The organism is Streptomyces sp. RK62 (genome assembly GCF_018070255.1).
Taxonomy (GTDB): Bacteria; Actinomycetota; Actinomycetes; order Streptomycetales; family Streptomycetaceae; genus Streptomyces; species Streptomyces nigra.
In genome coordinates, this window is record NZ_JAGPYD010000022.1 from 24,962 (window position 1) to 47,526 (window position 22,565).

Consider the following 22,565-nt stretch of genomic DNA (forward strand, 5'->3'; position numbering starts at 1 on the left):
CGGCGTGGCCGACCGTCTCATCGTCCGTGGCGCGCGCGAGCACAACCTGAAGAATGTCTCGCTCGACCTGCCGCGCGACTCGCTCATCGTCTTCACGGGCCTGTCGGGGTCGGGCAAGTCCTCGCTGGCCTTCGACACCATCTTCGCCGAGGGGCAGCGACGCTACGTCGAGTCGCTGTCGTCCTACGCCCGGCAGTTCCTCGGGCAGATGGACAAGCCGGACGTCGACTTCATCGAGGGTCTGTCCCCGGCGGTCTCCATCGACCAGAAGTCGACCTCGCGCAACCCGCGCTCCACGGTCGGCACCATCACCGAGGTCTACGACTACCTGCGTCTGCTCTTCGCGCGCATCGGCAAGCCGCACTGTCCCGAGTGCGGCCGCCCCATCACGCGCCAGTCGCCGCAGGCCATCGTCGACCGGGTCCTGGAGCTGCCGGAGGGCAGCCGCTTCCAGGTCCTGTCGCCGCTCGTCCGCGAGCGCAAGGGCGAGTTCGTCGACCTCTTCTCCGACCTGCAGACCAAGGGCTATTCACGCGCACGCGTGGACGGCGAGACGATCCAGCTGTCCAGCCCGCCCACGCTGAAGAAGCAGGAGAAGCACACCATCGAGGTGGTCGTCGACCGCCTCACGGTGAAGGACTCCGCCAAGCGCCGTCTCACCGACTCCGTCGAGACCGCCCTCGGCCTGTCCGGCGGCATGGTCGTGCTCGACTTCGTCGACCTCCCCGAGGACGACCCCGAGCGCGAGCGCATGTTCTCGGAGCACCTGTACTGCCCGTACGACGACCTCTCCTTCGAGGAGCTGGAGCCCCGCTCCTTCTCCTTCAACTCGCCGTTCGGCGCCTGCCCCGAGTGCACCGGCATCGGCACGCGCATGGAGGTCGACCCCGAGCTGATCGTCCCCGACGAGGACAAGTCCCTCGACGAGGGCGCCATCCACCCCTGGTCGCACGGGCACACCAAGGACTACTTCGGCCGGCTGATCGGCGCCCTCGCGGACGCCCTCGGCTTCCGGACGGACATCCCCTTCGCCGGACTGCCGCAGCGCGCCAAGAAGGCCCTGCTGTACGGCCACAAGACGCAGATCGAGGTGCGGTACCGCAACCGGTACGGCCGCGAGCGGGTCTACACGACGCCGTTCGAAGGCGCCGTCCCCTTCGTCAAGCGCCGGCACAGCGAGGCCGAGAGCGACGCGAGCCGTGAGCGCTTCGAGGGCTATATGCGCGAGGTGCCGTGCCCCTCGTGCCAGGGCACCCGGCTGAAGCCGATCGTCCTCGCCGTCACGGTCATGGGGAAGTCCATCGCCGAGGTCTCCGCCATGTCCATCAGCGACTGCGCGGACTTCCTGGGCGAGCTGAAGCTGAGCGCCCGCGACAAGAAGATCGCCGAGCGCGTGCTGAAGGAGGTCAACGAGCGGCTGCGGTTCCTGGTCGACGTCGGCCTGGACTACCTCTCGCTCAACCGCGCGGCTGGCACCCTGTCCGGCGGCGAGGCCCAGCGCATCCGGCTCGCCACCCAGATCGGCTCCGGACTCGTCGGCGTCCTCTACGTCCTCGACGAGCCGTCCATCGGTCTGCACCAGCGGGACAACCACCGGCTGATCGAGACCCTGGTCCGCCTGCGCGACATGGGCAACACCCTCATCGTCGTCGAGCACGACGAGGACACCATCAAGGTCGCCGACTGGATCGTCGACATCGGCCCCGGCGCCGGTGAGCACGGCGGCAAGGTCGTCCACAGCGGCTCCCTGAAGGAGCTGCTCGCCAACGACGAGTCGCAGACCGGCCAGTACCTGGCGGGCAAGAAGGCCATCCCGCTGCCCGACATCCGGCGCCCGATCGACCCGTCCCGGCAGCTCACGGTCCACGGCGCCCGGGAGAACAACCTCCAGGACATCGACGTCTCCTTCCCGCTCGGCGTCTTCACGGCGGTGACCGGCGTCTCCGGCTCGGGCAAGTCGACCCTGGTCAACGACATCCTGTACACGCACCTGGCCCGCGAGCTGAACGGCGCCCGCAGCGTCCCCGGGCGGCACACGCGCGTGGACGGCGACGACCTGGTCGACAAGGTCGTGCACGTCGACCAGTCGCCCATCGGCCGTACGCCGCGGTCCAACCCGGCGACGTACACCGGTGTCTTCGACCACATCCGCAAGCTGTTCGCCGAGACCACCGAGGCGAAGGTCCGCGGCTACCTGCCCGGCCGCTTCTCCTTCAACGTCAAGGGCGGCCGCTGCGAGAACTGCGCGGGCGACGGCACGATCAAGATCGAGATGAACTTCCTCCCGGACGTCTACGTCCCGTGCGAGGTCTGCCACGGCGCCCGGTACAACCGGGAGACCCTGGAGGTCCACTACAAGGGCAAGTCCATCGCCGAGGTCCTGAACATGCCGATCGAGGAGGCCATGGACTTCTTCGAGGCCGTCCCGGCGATCAACCGGCACCTCAAGACGCTGAACGACGTCGGCCTCGGCTACGTCCGGCTCGGCCAAGCGGCGACCACGCTGTCCGGCGGTGAGGCGCAGCGCGTGAAGCTCGCCAGCGAGCTCCAGAAGCGCTCCACCGGCCGCACGGTCTACGTCCTCGACGAGCCGACCACCGGTCTGCACTTCGAGGACATCAGCAAGCTGCTGAAGGTCCTGTCGGGCCTGGTCGACAAGGGCAACACGGTCATCGTCATCGAGCACAACCTCGACGTGATCAAGACGGCCGACTGGCTCGTCGACATGGGCCCCGAGGGTGGCGCCGGAGGCGGTCTCGTCGTCGCCGAGGGCACGCCCGAGGAGGTCGCCGCGGTCCCCGCCAGCCACACTGGCAAGTTCCTGCGCGAGATCCTCGACGCCGACCGGATCAGCGACGCTGCCTCGGTGAAGGCTCCGCGCAAGACGGCCCGGAAGACCGTCGCGGCCGGCTCGGCGACGCGCAGGACGGCGACGGCCCGGACGGCCGACAAGGCCACCGGCACCGCGAAGAAGACGGCGGCGAAGAAGGCGACGTCCGCGAGCACCGCGAAGAAGACGACGCGGGCACGCAAGTCGTCCTGAGCGGTGGGTCCGCCCCATCGCGGACGGACCAAATCATTCCGGAACGGGCGGCGCCCCGCGGGAACTCCCCGCGGGGCGCCGCCCGTTCCCCCATCAGCGGCCCCACCCGGCGGCCCGCACCGCACTTTGACTCCTCAACAGCGCACCGGACACCGAGGGCGGACGAACCCCCGGTCGTCTAACCGGGAAAGTCCACCACTTCGGAGGCGTACGGCGGTTCCGCCCCCGCCCGGGAACAGGTGATCGCGGCAGCCCGCGCCGCGAACCCCAGCAGCCGCGTCCAGCCCTCCGCGCCCAGTCCCACGAGCGCGTCGGCGGCCAACGCGTCCTGCGCGGCCAGCCCATGCAGCAGGGCCGCGTTCACGGTGTCGCCCGCACCGATCGTGTCCACCACCTCGACGGCCTCACCCGGCACCGAGTGCACCGCCCCGTCCCGCGTATAGGCGGTCAGCCCGTCCCCGCCCCGGGTGACCACGACGGCCGCCGGTCCCGCGGCCAGCCACTCACGCGGCGTCCCACCCAGCCACGCCGCGTCCTCCTCGGACAGCTTGAGCAGCGACACCGAGGGCAGCCAGCTCTCGAACCGGGCCCGGTAGCCGTCCGCGTCCGGTATCAGCCCCGCCCGGATGTTCGGGTCCAACGCGGTGAACACGCCTTGCGCGGCCGCCCGCCGCATCAGCTGCTCATAGGCGCTCGCCCCCGGCTCCAGGACGAGTGAACAGGTCCCGAAGGACACCGCGCGGGTCCGCTCCGGCAGCTCCGCGGGCGCCGAGAAGAGCCGGTCTGCGGTGCCGTCGACATAGAAGGAGTAGGCGGCCGACCCCTTGTCGTCGACGATGGCGACGGCCAGCGTGGTCGGCTCCGGGCCGCGCTGCACGGCCGACACATCCACCCCGGCCTCACGGAGCCCGTCCAGCAAGGCCTCCCCGAAGGCGTCGAGGGATGTCCGGGAACAGAAGGCGGTGGGGGAGCCGAGCCGGCCGAGGGCGACGGCGGTGTTGTACGGGCCCCCGCCGAGCGCCGGCCGCAGCGGGGCGAGGGCGCCCGTGCCCTGCGGCACCAGATCGATCAGGGCCTCACCGGCGACGACGATCACGAGGGGGTTCCTTTCACGGACGTCAGGGGCTGTTCGGCACATCCGCACGAGGTGCGGTGCACGAAGGTGCAGGGCAGACGCAGGACCCGGGCGGGCCCGTCCGGCGCCGCGAGGCGGTCCAGCAGGACCCGGACGGCCTCGGCGCCCATGGCCCTGCTGGGCTGGGCGATCGCGGTGAGCCGGGGAGAGAACAGATCGGCCCAGGCGAAGTCGTCGAAGCAGCACAGCGCGATGTCCTCGGGCACCGACAGGCCGTGCGCGCGCAGGGCGCGCAGGGCTCCGATGGTCATGGCGTTGTTGGCGGTGACCAGCGCCGTGGGCGGCGAGGGGAATGACAGCAGGGCAGCGGTGGCCTGTGCGGCTCCCGCGGACTCGGAGTCGCCGTGTGCGACCAGGCCCTCGTCGTACGCGAGCCCGGCGGCGGCCAGACCGTCCCGGTACCCGGCGAGCCGCTCGTCGGTGGTGCTCAGCCCGGGGAGGCCGGCGATCATGCCGATCCGGCGGTGGCCGAGCCCGGCGAGATGGGTGACGAGCCGGGCCACGGGGCCGGCGCTCTCGGCACAGACCTGGTCGCAGACGAGCGTGCCGTCCGCCGGAAGGTCGACCACCCGGTCCAGCAGGACGGTCGGCACCTTGTGACGGCCCAGGTAGGCGAGGAGCTCGCCCGGGTCGGGCGACGGCGCCACGATCATGCCGTCGACCCGGCGCTCGTGCAGCAGCTGCACCACCTTGCGCTCATGGCGCGGATCGTCGTGCGGGTCGGCGATGAGCAGGCTGTACCCGTGCTCCAGGGCCGCGGCCTCGACGCCCTGGAGGATCTCAGTGAAGTAGGGGTTGCTGATCGCCGACACCGCGAGCCCGATGGAACGGGTGCGCGAGGTCACCAGAGAGCGCGCGAGGGTGTTGGGCGTGTAGCCGAGCTCGTCCACCGCGTCCAGCACCGCCTGGCGGGTGTGGGGCAGCACGGGCCGGGTGCCGTTCAGGACGTGGGAGACGGTCGCCACGGACACACCCGCGCTGCGCGCGACGTCGGCCATGGTCGCCATGGCGGCTCCTCCCGCTCGTGACCGCTGCGATCCCCAGCACGGGCAGGGCACATCGAGGCCGCCCCGGCTGCTTCCGTCCGGGAAGGTACCGCACGGAACCGGACGACGTAAACGCTTGCGCAAGCGTTTACGTCACTCGGCGGCCGGACCCTCCCGTAGCTCCTTCCGATCCTGACGACCGAGCTGGCGGCTCAGGGTGCTTACTCCCAGGCCCACCCGATGCCCACGATGCCCGTCCGCACCCGCTGCTCGACGAGGTGGACGGACCGGTGCTGGGCGCTCAGGGCCAACCGCTGCCGGCCGCCCCGGGGCGCCGCGGCCGAGTGCTGGGAGAAGCGGTGGCAGTGCAGGGGGACGGCGTTCTCGGCGAAGCGGACCTGAAGGGCGTACTGCCCGCCCGCGAGCGGGAAGCCCCGCGCGTACTCGTGGGAGACGTCGGCCGTGCCGTCCTCGACGCCGTACCGGAAGAGGTGCGTCTCGCCCGCCCGCAGCCGGGTACCGAAGAGCAGTTCGGCGACGAGGACGCCGGTCTCCTGGTGCCGGCGGACGCGCCCGGTGCGGCAGTTCTCCAGGGCGTGCACCCTCATGCGCTCCGGCAGACAGCCCGGGTCGCCGTGGTGGACGGCCACGAAGCGGTCCACGCCGTCCGTGTGGGCCCGCACGATGTGGTGGGACTCGCACTCCGCCAGCTCGCGGCGCTCCCCGATCCGGACCCGCTCGTGGTGGGCCAGCGTGTGCAGACCGCCGTCGCGGGGGCTGTCCAGCTCGGACAGCAGGTGCTCCAGGACGCCCGACGCCTCCACCAGGGCCCGGTAGGAGCGGGCCGCCGGGCGCTGGTGGGCGGCCTGCCCGTCGGCCTCGGCGAGCAGCCGGATCAGGGACTCCTCGGGCAGCTGGAGTATCTCCTCCAGGGCGCGCACCGCGCGCAGGGACTCAGGGCGCTGCGGCCGGCGGGCTCCCTGCTGCCAGTAGCTCAGGCTGGTCACGCCCACCTTCACCCCGCGCCGCGAGAGGTGGTGCTGGACACGCTGCAGGGGCAGACCCCGTGCCGCGATCGCGGCACGCAGGGCGACGTGGAAGGGGCCGCCTCGCAGGGCCGTGTCCAGCTCCGCGGTGCTGACGGCGGCGATGTCCGCGTGCTGAGGGGCGTGCGGCATGCAGGGGCCTTTCTGCTGTGGTGTCACAACGGCTGGTCGGACCGTTCACGCGACTCGGGGCCACCCGCGCGGCGAGGGTGGGGCGGGGGTCTTCACATCCGTAAGCCGTCGTTCAGGGCCCCGAGTTCCCCCGCATTGAAGCGTGTCGGCCAGGCCCCGACAACACTTGCGCCGCAACGGCCGCGGCGTCCTGGCCGAGTCCCTGCGCATCGGCTTCCGGACACCCCGTGCCACGGCGCGCCGCCTATGACGGCGACCGGCGCCCCCTCGCGCCCCGATGGCGCAGGCCTCCGGTCCCCGGCTCCGTCGGCCGGTCAGCCACTCCTCACGGAGGGTGACCGAAGGAGGGCCGCCGGGGCGGACCGCCCCGGCGGGAGCGGGCCGCCCGGACGTTTGTCCACAGGCCGCTGACCACGGCGACCGGCGCTGTCAGGTTGTCCACAGGCTCGCCGGACTGTCACTGCGCGCCAGTAGGGTGTGAGACATGGCCGACCCCTCCAGCTACCGCCCCAAGCCGGGACAGATCCCGGACTCGCCCGGGGTGTACAGGTTCCGTGACGAGCACCGCCGGGTGATCTACGTCGGAAAGGCGAAAAGCCTGCGCCAGCGCCTGGCGAACTACTTCCAGGACCTGGCGGGCCTGCACCCGCGCACCCGGTCGATGGTCACCACGGCCGCCTCCGTGGAGTGGACCGTCGTCTCCACCGAGGTCGAGGCGCTGCAGCTGGAGTACTCCTGGATCAAGGAGTACGACCCCCGGTTCAACGTCAAGTACCGCGACGACAAGAGCTACCCGTACCTCGCGGTGACGATGAACGAGGAGTATCCGCGCGTGCAGGTGATGCGCGGTCACAAGAAGAAGGGCGTCAGGTACTTCGGGCCGTACGCGCACGCGTGGGCGATCCGGGACACCGTCGACCTCCTCCTGCGGGTGTTCCCCGTCCGCACCTGCTCGGCCGGCGTGTTCAAGAACGCCCGCCGTACCGGCCGGCCCTGCCTCCTCGGCTACATCGGCAAGTGCTCCGCCCCCTGCGTGGACCGCGTCTCCGCCGAGGAGCACAGGGAACTGGCCGAGGAGTTCTGCGACTTCATGGCCGGCCGCACCGGCACCTATCTGCGCCGCCTGGAGCGGCAGATGGGGGAGGCCGCCGAGGCGATGGAGTACGAGCGTGCCGCGCGGCTGCGGGACGACATCGGGGCCCTGAAGAAGGCCATGGAGAAGAACGCCGTCGTGCTCGCCGACGCGACGGACGCCGACCTGATCGCCGTCGCCGAGGACGAGCTGGAGGCGGCCGTACAGATCTTCCACGTGCGCGGCGGGCGCGTGCGCGGTCAGCGCGGCTGGGTCACCGACAAGGTGGAGGAGATCACCACCGGCGCCCTCGTGGAGCACGCCCTGCAGCAGCTCTACGGCGAGGAGACCGGGGACGCCGTGCCCAAGGAGGTGCTCGTCCCGGCCCTCCCCGACCCGCTGGAGCCGGTGCAGGAGTGGCTGTCGGGGCGGCGCGGCGCCCAGGTCTCGCTGCGTGTGCCGCAGCGCGGCGACAAGCGCGCCCTGATGGAGACCGTCGAGCGCAACGCCCAGCAGGCCCTCATCCTGCACAAGACCAAGCGCGCCTCCGATCTGACCACCCGCTCCCGCGCGCTGGAGGAGATCGCCGACGCGCTGGAGCTGGACAGCGCCCCGCTCCGGATCGAGTGCTACGACATCTCGCATCTCCAGGGCGACGACGTGGTGGCCTCCATGGTCGTCTTCGAGGACGGACTGGCCCGCAAGAGCGAGTACCGCAGGTTCCAGATCAAGGGCTTCGAGGGGCAGGACGACGTCCGCTCCATGCACGAGGTGATCACCCGCCGGTTCAAGCGCTACCTCGCCGAGAAGGAGCGCACGGGGGAGTGGGCCGACGGCGAGAGCCCGGACGGTGCCGCGTGCGCGAGCGACGATTCGGGTCCCCTCACGGACGTCTCCTCCGCCCCGCTGTCCGACGGTCTCAAGGACGAGGACGGCCGTCCCAAGCGCTTCGCCTACCCGCCGCAGCTCGTCGTGGTGGACGGCGGGCAGCCGCAGGTCGCGGCGGCCCAGCGGGCCCTGGACGAGCTGGGCATCGACGACATCGCCGTCTGCGGCCTCGCCAAGCGTCTGGAGGAGGTCTGGGTCCCCGGCGAGGACGACCCGGTCGTCCTGCCGCGCACCAGCGAGGGCCTGTATCTGCTCCAGCGCATCCGTGACGAGGCCCACCGGTTCGCGATCACCTACCAGCGCACCAAGCGGTCCAAGCGCTTCCGGTCGAGCCCGCTGGACGACGTCCCCGGTCTGGGCGACACCCGCAAGCAGGCCCTGATCAAGCACTTCGGGTCGGTGAAGCGGCTGCGGGCCGCGACCATCGACCAGATCTGCGAGGTGCCGGGCATAGGCCGTAAGACGGCCGAGACCATCGCCGTGGCCCTCGCGCAGGCGGCCCCGGCCGCGCCCGCCGTGAACACCGCGACAGGAGAGATCATGGAGGACGAGGCACCCGACCCCACGGCGGGGGCCTCGGGGGAGCCCGTGTCCGCGGGCGCCCCGGACGAACGACGGGGGCAGGAGACATGAACGAGCACGACGCAGGGGCCACGGCCGACCGAGATCCGCGGTCCCGGGACACGCACGGAGATCCCGGAGAAGTTCAGCAGGACGCACGCCAGACAGACGGAGCACCGGTGAGTACGGGCAACGAGAAGGCCGGGGTCCCCGAGGCGGCCATCCCCGAGCTGGTGATCATCTCCGGTATGTCCGGGGCCGGTCGCTCCACGGCCGCGAAGTGCCTGGAGGACCTCGGCTGGTTCGTCGTGGACAACCTGCCTCCCGCCCTGATCCCCACCATGGTGGAGCTCGGCGCGCGCTCGCAGGGCAACGTGGCGCGGATCGCGGTCGTCGTCGACGTCCGCGGCCGGCGCTTCTTCGACAACCTCCGCGAGTCCCTCTCCGACCTCGACGCGCGGGGTGTGACCCGGCGGATCGTCTTCCTGGAGTCCTCGGACGACGCCCTGGTGCGCCGCTTCGAGTCGGTGCGCCGCCCGCACCCCCTGCAGGGCGACGGCCGGATCGTCGACGGGATCGCCGCCGAGCGGGAGCTGCTGCGCGAGCTGCGCGGCGACGCCGACCTGGTGATCGACACCTCCAGCCTGAACGTGCACGAGCTGCGGGCGAAGATGGACGCCCAGTTCGCCGGCGAGGAGGAGCCCGAGCTGCGGGCAACCGTCATGTCCTTCGGCTTCAAGTACGGCCTGCCCGTGGACGCCGACCTGGTCGTGGACATGCGGTTCCTGCCGAACCCGCACTGGGTCCCGGAGCTGCGCCCCTTCACCGGCCTCAACGAGGAGGTGGCGGCCTACGTCTTCAACCAGCCCGGCGCCAAGGAGTTCCTCGACCGGTACGCCGAGATGCTGCAGCTGGTTGCCGCGGGCTACCGTCGTGAGGGCAAGCGTTATGTGACGATCGCCGTCGGCTGTACGGGCGGTAAGCACCGCTCGGTGGCCATGTCGGAGAAGCTCGCCGCGCGCCTCGCGGCCGAGGGTGTGGAGACGGTGGTCGTGCACCGGGACATGGGACGGGAATGACCGGACGTACTCCGCGGCTGAGCAGGCTGCGCCGGGCGGTGCCGGAGGGGCGCGCCAGCCGCGCCGGCCGTACCCCCGAGACCCGGGGCGGCAAGCCGCGCCGCCGCGGCACCCAGCCCAAGGTCGTCGCCCTCGGCGGCGGCATGGGCCTGTCGGCGTCGCTCGCCGCGCTGCGCCGGATCACCGGCGACCTCACCGCCGTCGTCACCGTCGCCGACGACGGCGGCTCCAGCGGGCGTCTGCGCGACGAGCTGGGTGTGCTGCCGCCCGGTGACCTGCGCAAGGCGCTGGCCGCGCTGTGCGGCGACGACGACTGGGGCCAGACCTGGTCCCGGGTCATCCAGCACCGCTTCCACTCCCAGGGCGACCTGCACGACCACGCGGTCGGCAATCTGCTGATCGTCGCCCTGTGGGAGCAGCTCGGCGACCACGTCCAGGCCCTGGACCTGGTCGGCAAGCTGCTGGGCGCGCACGGCCGGGTGCTGCCCATGTCGGCCGTGCCGCTGGAGCTCCAGGCCCTGGTCAAGGGGCACGACCCGGAGCGGCCCGACGAGGTCGACACGGTCCGGGGTCAGGCCACCGTCGCGCTGACCCGGGGCGAGGTGCAGTCCGTGCACCTGGTGCCGCACGACCCGCCGGCCGTCCCCGAGGCCGTCGCCGCGGTGCGGGACGCGGACTGGGTGGTGCTCGGCCCCGGCTCCTGGTTCTCCTCCGTCATCCCGCACCTGCTGGTGCCGGAACTGCTGGACGCCCTCACCGAGACGAAGGCACGCCGGGTACTCTCCCTGAACCTCGCCCCGCAGCCGGGAGAAACCGAAGGCTTCTCCCCGCAGCGTCATTTGGAGGTTTTGGGACGACACGCCCCTAAACTCGCCCTGGACGTGGTGCTGGCCGACGAGGCCGCCGTGCCCGACCGCGAAGTGCTCACGGAGGCCGCGAAGCGGCTCGGTGCCGCGGTCGAGCTGGCCCCGGTGGCCCGGACGGACGGGACGCCCCGGCACGACCCGGAGCTCCTCGCCGCCGCGTACGACCGTATTTTTCGGATGCATGGAAGGATCGGCCCATGGCGATGACGGCAGCGGTGAAGGATGAGATCTCCCGGCTCCCCGTCACCCGGACCTGCTGCAGGAAGGCGGAGGTCTCCGCCATTCTGCGGTTCGCCGGCGGCCTCCACCTGGTCAGCGGACGCATCGTGATCGAGGCGGAGCTCGACACGGCGATGGCGGCCCGCAGACTCAAGCGGGACATCCTGGAGATCTTCGGGCACAGCTCCGAGCTGATCGTCATGGCGCCCGGCGGGCTGCGGCGCGGTTCGCGTTACGTCGTTCGGGTGGTCGCGGGCGGTGACCAGCTGGCCCGGCAGACCGGCCTGGTCGACGGGCGCGGGCGACCGATCCGCGGGCTGCCGCCGCAGGTGGTCTCGGGGGCCACGTGCGACGCCGAGGCCGCGTGGCGCGGAGCGTTCCTGGCGCACGGCTCGCTGACCGAGCCCGGCCGTTCCTCCTCCCTGGAGGTGACCTGCCCCGGTCCCGAGGCCGCCCTTGCCCTGGTCGGCGCCGCCCGCCGGCTGTCCATCGCGGCCAAGGCCCGCGAGGTGCGCGGTGTGGACCGCGTGGTGGTCCGGGACGGCGACGCGATCGGCGCCCTGCTGACCCGGCTCGGCGCCCATGAGTCGGTGCTGGCCTGGGAGGAGCGCCGGATGCGCCGCGAGGTGCGGGCCACGGCCAACCGCCTCGCCAACTTCGACGACGCCAACCTGCGCCGCTCCGCCCGTGCGGCCGTCGCCGCCGGGGCCCGGGTGCAGCGCGCGTTGGAGATCCTCGGCGAGGAGGTCCCCGAGCACCTCGCCGCGGCCGGGCGGCTGCGCATGGAGCACAAGCAGGCCTCCCTGGAGGAGCTGGGCGCGCTCGCCGACCCGCCGCTGACCAAGGACGCGGTCGCCGGCCGTATCCGCCGGCTGCTGGCCATGGCCGACAAGCGGGCGCAGGACCTCGGCATCCCGGGCACCGAGGCCAATCTCAGTGACGAACTCGCCGACAACCTCGTGGGATGACGGTCTGAGCTGACCCGATGTCAGAAGATAGGTGCCGATGCCCACTTGGGACATCGGCACCGTCATTTGTCGCTCTTTGCGGCACTCTTGACTAGGACATGATGTGGCATGAGCCTGGCAGTCATTCGTCGCTGTGGCGAAACACTGCTAGGGGGGTACATGAGACCCAGAGCGAGATCGATCCTCGCTGTCGGCGCTCTCCTCTTCGGGGGAGCGAGCATCGCACCCGTCGCCCAGGCACAACCGGGGAATTCGCCCGACCCGAGCGAAGTCAAGGTCTTCCGGGCCGAGGTCACCAAACAGCAGGTACCCCTGCTGCTGGCGGCCGGTCAGGACGGCCACGAACTCAGTGAGCAGGCGCCCGAGAAGGGCAAGGCCACCGTCGAGGTCTATCTGACCGACGAACAGGCCGGGAAGCTGCGCAAGCAGGGCGTCGACCTCACCGAGCACCAGGTCACCGCCCGCTCCGAGGCCCGTACCGAGCAGGCCGCCGACGGCGTGTTCCGCCCGTACGGCGGGAGCGGCGGGCTCAAGGAGGAGATCGTCCGGACCGGGCAGGAGAACCCCGGTCTCACGAAGGTCGTCTCCATCGGCAAGACCGTCCGCGGCCAGGACATTCTGGCCCTGAAGCTGACCAAGCACGCCGCGAAGTCCAAGGACGGCTCCAAGCCCGCCGTCCTCTATATGTCCAACCAGCACGCCCGCGAGTGGATCACGCCGGAGATGACCCGGCGGCTGATGCACTACTACCTGGACAACTACAAGAAGGACAAGCGGGTCCGGAAGATCGTCGACTCGACCGAGCTGTGGTTCGTCCTCTCGGCCAACCCCGACGGCTACGACCACACCTTCAAGGACTCCTCCACCCGGCTGTGGCGCAAGAACCTGCGGGACGTCAACGGCGACGGCGCCATCAGCACCGGCGACGGCGTCGACCTGAACCGCAACTTCGCCTACAAGTGGGGCTACGACGACGAGGGTTCGTCCCCCAACCCCACCAGTGAGACCTACCGCGGCGCGTCCCCCGGCTCCGAGCCCGAGACCAAGGCGCTCGACGCCCTGCAGAAGCGCGTCGGTTTCACCTACGGCATCAACTATCACTCCGCCGCCGAGCTCCTCCTGTACGGGGTCGGCTGGCAGGTGGCCACCGACACGCCCGACGACGTGATGTACAAGGCGCTCGCCGGTACGCCCGACAACTCCGCGATCCCGGGCTACCACCCGCAGGTCTCCTCGGAGCTGTACACGACCAACGGCGAGGCGGACGGGCACGCCGCGAACGTCAACGGGCTGGCGATGTTCACCCCCGAGATGTCGACCTGCCAGACCGCGTCGAACATCGACCCGAACGACCAGTGGAACGCTTCGGACTGCCGGTCGGTGTTCAACTTCCCCGACGACGAGAAGCTGATCCAGGACGAGTTCGCGAAGAACGTGCCGTTCGCGCTCAGCGTCGCCGAGAGCGCCGACCGTCCCGACCAGCCCGCCTCCTCGCTCGGACTGAAGGCCGCCGACTTCACCCCGGCGCCCTTCACCACGTCGTACGCGCGCGGCGCCGACCAGGAGGTCTCCGTCGTCGTCCGCAAGGCGCTGCGCGACAAGGAACTCAAGTACCGCGTCAACGGCGGCCGTACGTGGGACGTGGCACTGCGGCCCTGGAAGGGCGGCGAGACCTTCGGCGGCGAGGACAACCTCTACTTCGACGAGTACCGCGCCAAGGTCCTCGACGGCGACCAGGGCGACAAGGTCGAGGTGTGGTTCACCGGAGAGACCCGCGACGGCAAGAAGGTCTCCAGCTCCCGCTTCACCTACACGATCGCGGAACGCCCGCGCGCGGACGTGCTCGTGGTCGCCGAGGAGGGCGCCGGCGCCCCACAGGCACAGAAGTACGTGGACGCGCTGAAGGCCGCCGGGCACAAGGCGGTCGTCTGGGACGTCGCCGCCCAGGACGCGCCCGACGCGCTCGGCGTGCTCGGCCACTTCGACACGGTCGTCCACTACACGGGCGCCGGCGTCCCCGGCAACGCCACCCAGCTCCAGCTGCGCGCCTACCTCAACGAGGGCGGCAAGCTGCTGGAGGCCGGTGAGCAGGCCGGCGGCAACGTCGACCTCGGCGACGGCACCCTGTCGAACGACTTCAGCCAGTACTACCTGGGCGCCTACACCCGGACGTCCGTGCCCGGGGCCACCGGCTTCACCGGCTCCGGCGGGCTCGGCGGCTTCTCCGGCGCGCTGGCCGGCGCGCCCGGCAACCCGCTCGACCGCGCCGGGAACTACAGCGTCACCTCGGACCAGCTGCCCGTCGCCTCCTACCCGCAGTTCAGGAGCGCCGGAGCGGGCCAGTTCGCCGGCACGGTCAACCCGTACGGGCCGTTCGCGGGCGACTGGATGGCGGCCGCCGTGCACTCCGACGACGCCTGGAAGCGGCTGACCAGGACCGTCGACCTCACCGGGGTCACCGCGGCCCAGCAGCCCACCCTGCGCACCCAGCTGCTGTGGGACGTCGAGCCGGGCTACGACAACGTCCTGATCGAGGCCCACACCACCGGGGCCGACGACTGGACGACGCTCCCGGAGAAGAACGGCGCGTCCAGCTCCACCGTGCCCGAGGAGTGCGAGGCCGGCTTCTACATGAACGAGCACCCGTGGCTCGCGCACTACCTCACGCAGTCCCCGCAGGGCTGCTCGGCGACCGGCAGCAGCGGCAGCTGGAACGCCCTGACCGGCGCCTCCGCGGGCTGGAGGCAGGTCGAGTTCGACCTGAGCGCGTACGCGGGCAGGTCCGTCGAGATCTCGCTCAGCTATGTCTCCGACCCGGGCTTCGGCGGCCGCGGCGTCCTCGCCGACCAGGCCTCGCTCGTCGTCGGCGGCACGGCGGTGGAGACGGAGGGCTTCGAGACGTCGCTCGGCGCCTGGAGCGTGACCGGACCGCCCCCGGGCAGCCCGGCCGTCCTCAAGGACTGGGCGCGCACCGGAACGCTGTTCCAGACCTTCGGAGCGGTCACCACGCGCGACACGGTCCTCCTCGGCTTCGGCCTGGAGCACCTGCCGTCGGCGGCCGATCGAACGGCGCTCATCAGAAAGGCATTTTCCTCACTTGAGAGGTGACTCGCCGAGGTGGCGCACGCCCGGCGGAGCATGACCGGATCGGCCGATCCGGGCTTCTGGCCGGGGCGGTCCGTACCCTACTGACGGGTACGGGCCGCCGTGCCGTGTATGAGGCATCTGGATGTCACCACGGCGGCTTCTGGGAGGTAGGGTCGGAGGCGGTCGGGGACATCCCAAACAGAGCTCGCCGGCACCGCATGGCCGGCGTACCAACGAGGAGATCGGTTCGTGACGATCCGCGTAGGCATCAACGGCTTCGGTCGTATCGGTCGCAACTACTTCCGCGCGCTGCTGGAGCAGGGTGCAGACATCGAGATCGTGGCTGTCAACGACCTGGGTGACACCGCGACCACCGCTCACCTGCTGAAGTACGACACCATTCTGGGTCGTCTGAAGCAGGAGGTCAGCCACACCGCCGACACCATCACGGTCGACGGCCACACCATCAAGGTCCTTTCCGAGCGCAACCCCGCGGACATCCCGTGGGGCGAACTGGGCGTCGACATCGTCATCGAGTCGACCGGCATCTTCACGAAGAAGGACGACGCCGCCAAGCACATCGCGGGCGGCGCCAAGAAGGTCCTCATCTCGGCTCCGGCCAAGGACGAGGACATCACCATCGTGATGGGCGTCAACCAGGACAAGTACGACCCGGCGAACCACCACGTCATCTCCAACGCCTCCTGCACCACCAACTGTGTGGCCCCGATGGCGAAGGTCCTCGACGAGAACTTCGGCATCGTCCGCGGTCTGATGACCACGGTCCACGCGTACACCAACGACCAGCGCATCCTGGACTTCCCGCACAAGGACCTGCGCCGCGCCCGCGCCGCCGCGGAGAACATCATCCCGACCACCACGGGTGCCGCCAAGGCCACCGCGCTGGTCCTGCCGCAGCTCAAGGGCAAGCTCGACGGCATCGCGATGCGCGTCCCGGTCCCGACCGGCTCGGTCACCGACCTGGTCCTGGAGCTCGGCCGCGAGGTCACCAAGGAAGAGGTCAACGCCGTCTTCCAGAAGGCCGCCGAGGGTGAGCTGAAGGGCATCCTCGAGTACACCGAGGACCCGATCGTCTCCTCGGACATCGTCAACGCCCCGGCGTCCTGCACCTTCGACTCCTCCCTGACCATGGTCCAGGAGGGCAAGAACGTGAAGGTCATCGGCTGGTACGACAACGAGTGGGGCTACTCCAACCGCCTCGTCGACCTGACGGTCTTCGTCGGCGACCAGCTCTGATATCCAGAGCAGGCACCTCGATGTGAGGTCAGGGCTCGGGCGGCGCAGGGACGCGCCGCCCGAGCCCTGACTCACGTACAGAACAGACCTGTTGGATCACGAGCGCTTCCGAGCGATCACGAGCTCTTCCCAGGAGTCCCCTACATGAAGACGATCGACGAACTTCTCTCCGAAGGCGTCGCCGGCAAGCGGGTGTTCGTCCGCGCCGACCTCAACGTGCCGCTGGACGGCACCACCATCACCGACGACGGCCGTATCCGCGCCGTGCTGCCCACCGTCAAGGCCCTCGCCGAGGCGGGCGCCCGCGTGGTCGTCGCCTCCCACCTGGGCCGCCCCAAGGGCGCTCCGGACCCGGCCTTCTCGCTCGCCCCGGCGGCCGCGCGCCTCGGTGAACTCCTCGGCGCCGACGTGGCCTTCGCGACCGACACGGTCGGCGACTCCGCCCAGGCCGTCGTCGCGGGCCTCGCCGACGGACAGGTCGCCGTCGTGGAGAACCTGCGCTTCAACGCCGGTGAGACCAGCAAGGACGACGCCGAGCGCGCCGCCTTCGCCGACCAGCTCGCCGCGCTCGCCGACGTCTACGTCGGCGACGGCTTCGGCGCCGTGCACCGCAAGCACGCCTCGGTGTACGACCTGCCGGCCCGGCTGCCGCACTACGCCGGCCACCTCATCGCCACCGAGGTCGGCGTCCTCAAGAAGCTCACCGACGACGTCCAGCGGCCGTACGTCGTCGCGCTCGGCGGCGCCAAGGTCTCCGACAAGCTCGCCGTCATCGACCAGCTGCTCGGCAAGGCCGACCGGCTGCTCATCGGCGGCGGCATGGCGTACACCTTCCTCAAGGCCAAGGGGTACGAGGTCGGCATCTCCCTCCTCCAGGAGGACCAGATCCCGGTCGTCACCGAGTACCTGGAGCGCGCCGAGAAGAGCGGCGTGGAGATCGTGCTGCCGGTCGACGTCCTGGTCGCGCCCGAGTTCCCGGACCTGAAGACCAAGGCCCCGGCCCACCCCACGACCGTCGCCGCGGACGCCATCCCCGCCGACCAGGAGGGCCTGGACATCGGTCCGGAGACCCGCAAGCTGTACGCCTCGAAGCTCGCCGACGCCGCCACCGTCTTCTGGAACGGCCCGATGGGCGTCTTCGAGCACCCCGACTACGCCGAGGGCACCAAGGCGGTCGCCCAGGCCCTCGTCGACTCCAAGGGCTTCACCGTGGTGGGCGGCGGCGACTCCGCCGCGGCCGTCCGTACCCTGGGCTTCGACGAGACGGCATTCGGCCACATCTCGACCGGAGGCGGCGCCTCCCTCGAATACCTCGAGGGCAAGACGCTCCCCGGCCTCGCCGCACTGGAGGACTGACTCTTTATGAGCACGCGCACGCCGCTGATGGCGGGCAACTGGAAGATGAACCTCAACCACCTCGAGGCCATCGCGCACGTCCAGAAGCTCGCCTTCGCCCTGGCCGACAAGGACTACGAGGCCGTCGAGGTCGCGGTCCTGCCGCCCTTCACGGACCTGCGCTCGGTGCAGACCCTGGTCGACGGCGACAAGCTGAAGATCAAGTACGGCGCCCAGGACCTCTCCGCGCACGACTCCGGCGCCTACACCGGCGAGATCTCCGGGTCCATGCTGGCCAAGCTGAAGTGCACGTACGTGGCGGTCGGCCACTCCGAGCGCCGCCAGTACCACGCCGAGACCGACGAGCTCGTCAACGCCAAGGTCAAGGCCGCCTACAGGCACGGTCTGACCCCGATCCTGTGCGTCGGCGAGGAACTGGACGTCCGCGAGGCGGGCAACCACGTCTCCCACACGCTCGCCCAGGTCGAGGGCGGTCTGAAGGACCTCCCCGCCGAGCAGGCCGAGACCGTCGTGATCGCGTACGAGCCCGTCTGGGCCATCGGCACCGGCAAGGTCTGCGGCGCCGAGGACGCGCAGGAGGTCTGCGCCGCCATCCGCGGCAAGATCGCCGAGCTGTACTCGCAGGACGTGGCCGCCAAGGTCCGCATCCAGTACGGCGGCTCCGTGAAGTCGGGCAATGTCGCCGAGATCATGGCGCAGGCCGACATCGACGGCGCCCTGGTCGGCGGTGCCTCGCTGGACGCGGACGAGTTCGTCAAGATCGTGCGTTTCCGTGACCAGTGAGTAGGCCATAGCGGCGATCCGTCGTACCCTTGCGGGGGCATGGTAGGCCTCGATGCGTGGCTCGCTCCGCGCGGCTGCCGTGCCCCCGTCGTTCATCCGAGTCCGAGAGAGTTGGTCCAGCCGTGGTTTTGGGGTTCTCGATCGCCCTGATCGTCTTCAGCGGGTTGCTGATGCTGCTGGTGCTGATGCACAAGGGGAAGGGCGGCGGCCTCTCCGACATGTTCGGTGGCGGCATGCAGTCGTCCGTCGGCGGCTCCTCCGTCGCCGAGCGCAACCTGGACCGGATCACCGTGGTGGTCGGTTTGCTGTGGTTCGCGTGCATTGTCGTGCTCGGCATGCTGATCAAGGTGAACAACTGACCGGCACGCACCCGTTTTCACGTAAGGCCCCATGTTCGGTACGCGCAGCTCAGCGCGGCCTATCATGGGGCTTGCGTCTAGGTGTGGGGGGCTTGTAACTCCAATCACTGGACGCGCGTTGGGCCTTACGTAGACTGAGGCGCTCGCAGCGAAGCGAAACGCCGACTCGCTTTGCGGCACCATCACGCAGGGAGTTACGACCGTGGCAAGTGGCAACGCGATCCGAGGAAGCCGGGTCGGGGCGGGGCCGATGGGCGAGGCCGAGCGCGGCGAGTCCGCACCGCGTCTGCGCATCTCCTTCTGGTGCTCCAACGGGCACGAGACGCAGCCCAGCTTCGCCAGCGACGCGCAGGTTCCCGAGACCTGGGACTGCCCCCGCTGTGGCTTCCCCGCCGGACAGGACCGGGACAACCCGCCGGACCCGCCCCGCACCGAACCGTACAAGACGCACCTCGCGTACGTACGGGAGCGGCGCAGCGACGCGGACGGCGAGGCGATCCTCGCCGAGGCGCTCGCCAAACTGCGCGGCGAGATCTAGACATCGACGACCGGCCGGGTGCCCCAGGCACTCGGCCGGAGCCGTGTCGCCCCCCGCCCCGTCCGCGCTCCGGGGCCGTTGTCAGTGGTGCCCTCTACGGTGGTTCTCGTCGGCGCCCACGCGTCGACGCACCGGGAGGGGGACCTGTGACGACGACGGGGGAGACGGGCGTGCGCGCGCCCGCCTGGCGTGGCGGATTCGGCCGGCTGTGGGGCGCCGCCGTGCTCTCCAGCTTCGGCGACTCCCTGCGTACGGCCGCCCTGCCGCTCCTCGCCGTCACCCTGACCGACCGGCCCCTGCTGATCGCAGCGGTCACCGCCTGCGGCTATCTGCCGTGGATCGTCTTCGGCCTGCTCGGCGGCGCCGTCGCCGACCGGGTCGACCAGCGGCGCGCGATGTGGACCGTGGACGCCTTACGGGGTGCTCTCGTCGCCGCCTTCGCGGTCGCCGTGGCGCTCGGGCACGCGTCGATCGGCCTGCTCATCGCCCTCGCCTTCACCCTGACCACGCTCCAGACCCTGTTCGACAACGCCGCCACCGCCCTGCTCCCCGCCCTCGTGGACCGGGGCGCGCTGGGCGCGGCGAACGCCCGGCTGATGACCGGGCAGCGCATCGCCGGCGGACTGCTCGGGGCTCCCGCCGTGCCGCTGCTGCTCATGGCCGGTGCCGCCGCCCCCTTCCTCGCCGACGCGGCGACCTTCCTGGTGGCCGCCGCCCTCGTCGCCTCCCTGCGCACCCCGCCGCCCCGCAAGGCGCCCCGGCCCGCCGGCAGCACCCTGCGCCGGGAGATCGCCGACGGACTGCGCACCATGTGGCACGACCGGGTCCTGCGCGGACTGTGCGCCGCGACCGCCCTGTGCAACATCGGCATGGGCGCCCTCATCGCCACCCTGGTCGTCCTGGTCACCGGCTGGCTCGACGCGGGCACCACCGGCTACGCCGTCGCCTCCACCGCGTACGCCGCCGGCAGCCTGGCGGGCGGGCTCGGACACGGGCCGGTCACCGCCCGGCTCGGGCTGACCCGGGCCGTGCTGCTCGCCGGGCTCGTACAGATCGGCGCCCTGGTCGTCATGGGTGCCGTGCCCAGCCTGACGGCGCTGGCCTCGGCCCTCGCCGTCTTCGGCTTCATGGGCATGGTGTGGAACGTCAACACCACGACCCTGATGCAGCGCCGGACCCCCGCCGACCGGCTGGGCCGGGTCGCCTCCGCCTTCCGCACCCTGGCCGTCGCCGGCGCCCCGGTCGGCGCCCTGCTCGGCGGGGCCGTCGCCACCGCCTGGGGCCCCAACACCCCCGCGCTGCTCACCGCCGCCTTCTTCGTCCTGGCCGTCCTCGCACTGATACCCGGGCGCGGGCGGGACGTATCTGTTGATGCGCCGGACGGCGACGTCACGACGGCTCACGTCCCGCGCTGATCAATTAGGTTGGAACAGCTGGGACAGGCACGAAAGAAGGCTGAAGTCGGACATGAACGCAGACGGCCGTACCAGGCTCAACCAGACCCCCGAGTGGACCGCGCTCGCCGAGCACCGTGAGGAGCTCGACGGTGTGGGACTGCGGGAGCTGTTCGCCGCCGACCCGGACCGTGGCACGGGGTACACCCTGCAGGTCGGCGACCTGCACATCGACTACTCCAAGCACCTCGTCACCGACGAGACGCTGCGGCTGCTGCGCGAGCTGGCCGCCGCGACCGACGTGTTCGGGCTGCGGGACGCCATGTTCCGCGGCGAGAAGATCAACACCACCGAGGGTCGCGCCGTGCTGCACACCGCCCTGCGCGCGCCGCGCGACGCGGTGATCGAGGTCGACGGGGAGAACGTCGTCCCCGCGGTGCACGCCGTCCTCGACAAGATGGCCGACTTCTCCGAACGGGTCCGCTCCGGGGCCTGGACCGGCCACACCGGCAAGCGCATCCGCAACGTCGTCAACATCGGTATCGGCGGCTCCGACCTCGGCCCCGCGATGGCGTACGAGGCGCTGCGCGCCTTCACCGACCGGGACCTCACCGTGCGATTCGTCTCCAACGTCGACGGCGCCGATCTGCACGAGGCCACGCGCGACCTGGACGCGGCCGAGACGCTGTTCATCATCGCGTCCAAGACCTTCACCACCATCGAGACCATCACCAACGCCACGTCCGCGCGGGAGTGGCTGCTCGCCGAGCTGAAGGCCGGCCCGGAGGCGGTCGCCCGGCACTTCGTCGCCCTGTCGACGAACGCCGGGAAGGTCGCCGACTTCGGTATCGACACCGCCAACATGTTCGAGTTCTGGGACTGGGTCGGCGGACGTTACTCGTACGACTCGGCGATCGGGCTCTCGCTGATGATCGCCATCGGCCCGGACCGCTTCCGGGAGATGCTCGACGGCTTCCGGCTCGTCGACGAGCACTTCCGCACCGCGCCCGCCGAGTCCAACGCCCCGCTCCTGCTCGGCCTGATGGGCATCTGGTACGGCAACTTCCACGACGCCCAGTCCCACGCGGTCCTGCCGTACAGCCACTATCTGTCGAAGTTCACCGCCTATCTCCAGCAGTTGGACATGGAGTCCAACGGCAAGTCCGTCGACCGGGACGGACGCGAGGTCGACTGGCAGACGGGGCCGGTGGTGTGGGGCACGCCCGGCACCAACGGGCAGCACGCCTACTACCAGTTGATCCACCAGGGCACCAAGCTGATCCCGGCGGACTTCATCGGCTTCGCCGAGCCCGTCGCCGAGTTGAGCGACCGTCTCAAGGCGCAGCACGACCTGCTGATGGCGAACTTCTTCGCCCAGACGCAGGCGCTGGCGTTCGGCAAGACACCGGACGAGGTGCGGGCCGAGGGCGTGCCCGAGGAACTGGTGCCGCACAAGACGTTCAAGGGCGACCACCCCACCACGACGATCCTCGCCCGTGAGCTGACGCCGTCCGTGCTGGGCCAGTTGGTCGCGCTGTACGAGCACAAGGTGTTCGTGCAGGGCGCCGTGTGGAACATCGACTCCTTCGACCAGTGGGGCGTCGAGCTCGGCAAGGTCCTCGCCAAGCGCGTCGAGCCCGCGCTGACCGAGGGCGCCGAGGTGCCGGGTCTGGACGCGTCGACGAAGGCGCTCGTCGCCCGCTATCGGGAGCTGCGCGGCCGGGCGTGACGGTGGTGGTGGGGGCGGACGGCGCCTGGTCGTCCGCCTCCCCTGACGTCGGGGGAGACAGTCACAG

General features: G+C 70.8%; 16 protein-coding genes. 13 read left to right on the forward strand and 3 right to left on the reverse strand.

Annotated elements, in window-relative coordinates:
• Window positions 1-4: 4 nt before the first annotated feature.
• On the forward strand, window positions 5-3,043 hold the full coding sequence (uvrA, locus tag KBY32_RS32215; RefSeq protein WP_210982568.1) for an excinuclease ABC subunit UvrA: 3,039 nt from the start codon (window positions 5-7) through the stop codon (window positions 3,041-3,043).
• A gap of 178 nt (window positions 3,044-3,221) precedes the next feature.
• Here uvrA and KBY32_RS32220 read toward each other — a convergent pair whose 3' ends face one another.
• From KBY32_RS32220 to KBY32_RS32230, 3 genes are all read right to left on the reverse strand, one after another.
• Window positions 3,222-4,139 (reverse strand): carbohydrate kinase, encoded by a 918-nt coding sequence (locus tag KBY32_RS32220; protein WP_210982569.1) that lies wholly within the window; start codon window positions 4,137-4,139, stop codon window positions 3,222-3,224.
• Entirely contained in the window at window positions 4,136-5,185 is a 1,050-nt protein-coding gene (locus KBY32_RS32225) for a LacI family DNA-binding transcriptional regulator (protein WP_210982570.1), read from the reverse strand. Before KBY32_RS32225 ends, KBY32_RS32220 begins: the two co-directional genes overlap by 4 nt.
• Before the next feature lie 200 nt (window positions 5,186-5,385).
• The gene (locus KBY32_RS32230) at window positions 5,386-6,342 is read right to left on the reverse strand and encodes a hypothetical protein (RefSeq protein ID WP_210982571.1); all 957 of its coding nucleotides are present in this window, start codon (window positions 6,340-6,342) and stop codon (window positions 5,386-5,388) included.
• A 484-nt stretch (window positions 6,343-6,826) separates the two neighbouring features.
• Between KBY32_RS32230 and uvrC the strand changes: the two genes are divergently transcribed.
• From uvrC to pgi, 12 genes are all read left to right on the forward strand, one after another.
• Window positions 6,827-8,935, forward strand: coding sequence for an excinuclease ABC subunit UvrC (gene uvrC, locus KBY32_RS32235; protein WP_210982572.1), 2,109 nt, complete (start codon window positions 6,827-6,829; stop codon window positions 8,933-8,935).
• Entirely contained in the window at window positions 8,932-9,942 is a 1,011-nt protein-coding gene (gene rapZ, locus KBY32_RS32240) for an RNase adapter RapZ (RefSeq protein ID WP_210982573.1), read from the forward strand. Before uvrC ends, rapZ begins: the two co-directional genes overlap by 4 nt.
• On the forward strand, window positions 9,939-11,015 hold the full coding sequence (gene yvcK, locus KBY32_RS32245) for a uridine diphosphate-N-acetylglucosamine-binding protein YvcK (protein WP_210982574.1): 1,077 nt from the start codon (window positions 9,939-9,941) through the stop codon (window positions 11,013-11,015). The genes rapZ and yvcK overlap by 4 nt, the downstream gene beginning before the upstream one ends.
• Window positions 11,006-11,995, forward strand: coding sequence for a DNA-binding protein WhiA (whiA, locus tag KBY32_RS32250; RefSeq protein ID WP_055621477.1), 990 nt, complete (start codon window positions 11,006-11,008; stop codon window positions 11,993-11,995). The genes yvcK and whiA overlap by 10 nt, the downstream gene beginning before the upstream one ends.
• 159 nt (window positions 11,996-12,154) lie before the next feature.
• Window positions 12,155-15,103 carry a M14 family metallopeptidase gene (locus KBY32_RS32255; protein ID WP_210982575.1) on the forward strand — a complete coding sequence of 983 codons (2,949 nt, stop codon included), beginning with the start codon at window positions 12,155-12,157 and terminating at the stop codon, window positions 15,101-15,103.
• A 228-nt stretch (window positions 15,104-15,331) separates the two neighbouring features.
• Window positions 15,332-16,339: a type I glyceraldehyde-3-phosphate dehydrogenase gene (gene gap, locus KBY32_RS32260; protein WP_055621475.1), complete on the forward strand. Its 1,008-nt coding sequence runs from the start codon at window positions 15,332-15,334 to the stop codon at window positions 16,337-16,339.
• Between the two features lie 144 nt (window positions 16,340-16,483).
• Entirely contained in the window at window positions 16,484-17,695 is a 1,212-nt protein-coding gene (pgk, locus tag KBY32_RS32265) for a phosphoglycerate kinase (RefSeq protein ID WP_210982576.1), read from the forward strand.
• Window positions 17,696-17,701: 6 nt separating this feature from the next.
• Entirely contained in the window at window positions 17,702-18,478 is a 777-nt protein-coding gene (gene tpiA / locus KBY32_RS32270) for a triose-phosphate isomerase (protein ID WP_210982577.1), read from the forward strand.
• A 128-nt stretch (window positions 18,479-18,606) separates the two neighbouring features.
• The gene (gene secG, locus KBY32_RS32275; protein WP_055621472.1) at window positions 18,607-18,837 is read left to right on the forward strand and encodes a preprotein translocase subunit SecG; all 231 of its coding nucleotides are present in this window, start codon (window positions 18,607-18,609) and stop codon (window positions 18,835-18,837) included.
• A 202-nt stretch (window positions 18,838-19,039) separates the two neighbouring features.
• The gene (locus KBY32_RS32280; protein WP_003976875.1) at window positions 19,040-19,375 is read left to right on the forward strand and encodes an RNA polymerase-binding protein RbpA; all 336 of its coding nucleotides are present in this window, start codon (window positions 19,040-19,042) and stop codon (window positions 19,373-19,375) included.
• Between the two features lie 146 nt (window positions 19,376-19,521).
• Complete coding sequence (locus tag KBY32_RS32285; RefSeq protein ID WP_210982578.1) at window positions 19,522-20,790, forward strand: MFS transporter; 1,269 nt, start codon at window positions 19,522-19,524, stop codon at window positions 20,788-20,790.
• Window positions 20,791-20,842: 52 nt separating this feature from the next.
• Window positions 20,843-22,498, forward strand: coding sequence for a glucose-6-phosphate isomerase (pgi, locus tag KBY32_RS32290; protein ID WP_210982579.1), 1,656 nt, complete (start codon window positions 20,843-20,845; stop codon window positions 22,496-22,498).
• Window positions 22,499-22,565: the final 67 nt, after the last annotated feature.

Bases quoted from the DNA above. Each gene is read 5' to 3' on its own strand.
- KBY32_RS32225 (WP_210982570.1), bottom strand. From the start codon at position 5,185: ATGGCGACCATGGCCGACGTCGCGCGCAGCGCGGGTGTGTCCGTGGCG.
- KBY32_RS32230 (WP_210982571.1), bottom strand. From the start codon at position 6,342: ATGCCGCACGCCCCTCAGCACGCGGACATCGCCGCCGTCAGCACCGCG.
- uvrC (WP_210982572.1), top strand. From the start codon at position 6,827: ATGGCCGACCCCTCCAGCTACCGCCCCAAGCCGGGACAGATCCCGGAC.
- rapZ (WP_210982573.1), top strand. From the start codon at position 8,932: ATGAACGAGCACGACGCAGGGGCCACGGCCGACCGAGATCCGCGGTCC.
- yvcK (WP_210982574.1), top strand. From the start codon at position 9,939: ATGACCGGACGTACTCCGCGGCTGAGCAGGCTGCGCCGGGCGGTGCCG.
- whiA (WP_055621477.1), top strand. From the start codon at position 11,006: ATGGCGATGACGGCAGCGGTGAAGGATGAGATCTCCCGGCTCCCCGTC.
- KBY32_RS32255 (WP_210982575.1), top strand. From the start codon at position 12,155: ATGAGACCCAGAGCGAGATCGATCCTCGCTGTCGGCGCTCTCCTCTTC.
- pgk (WP_210982576.1), top strand. From the start codon at position 16,484: ATGAAGACGATCGACGAACTTCTCTCCGAAGGCGTCGCCGGCAAGCGG.
- tpiA (WP_210982577.1), top strand. From the start codon at position 17,702: ATGAGCACGCGCACGCCGCTGATGGCGGGCAACTGGAAGATGAACCTC.
- pgi (WP_210982579.1), top strand. From the start codon at position 20,843: ATGAACGCAGACGGCCGTACCAGGCTCAACCAGACCCCCGAGTGGACC.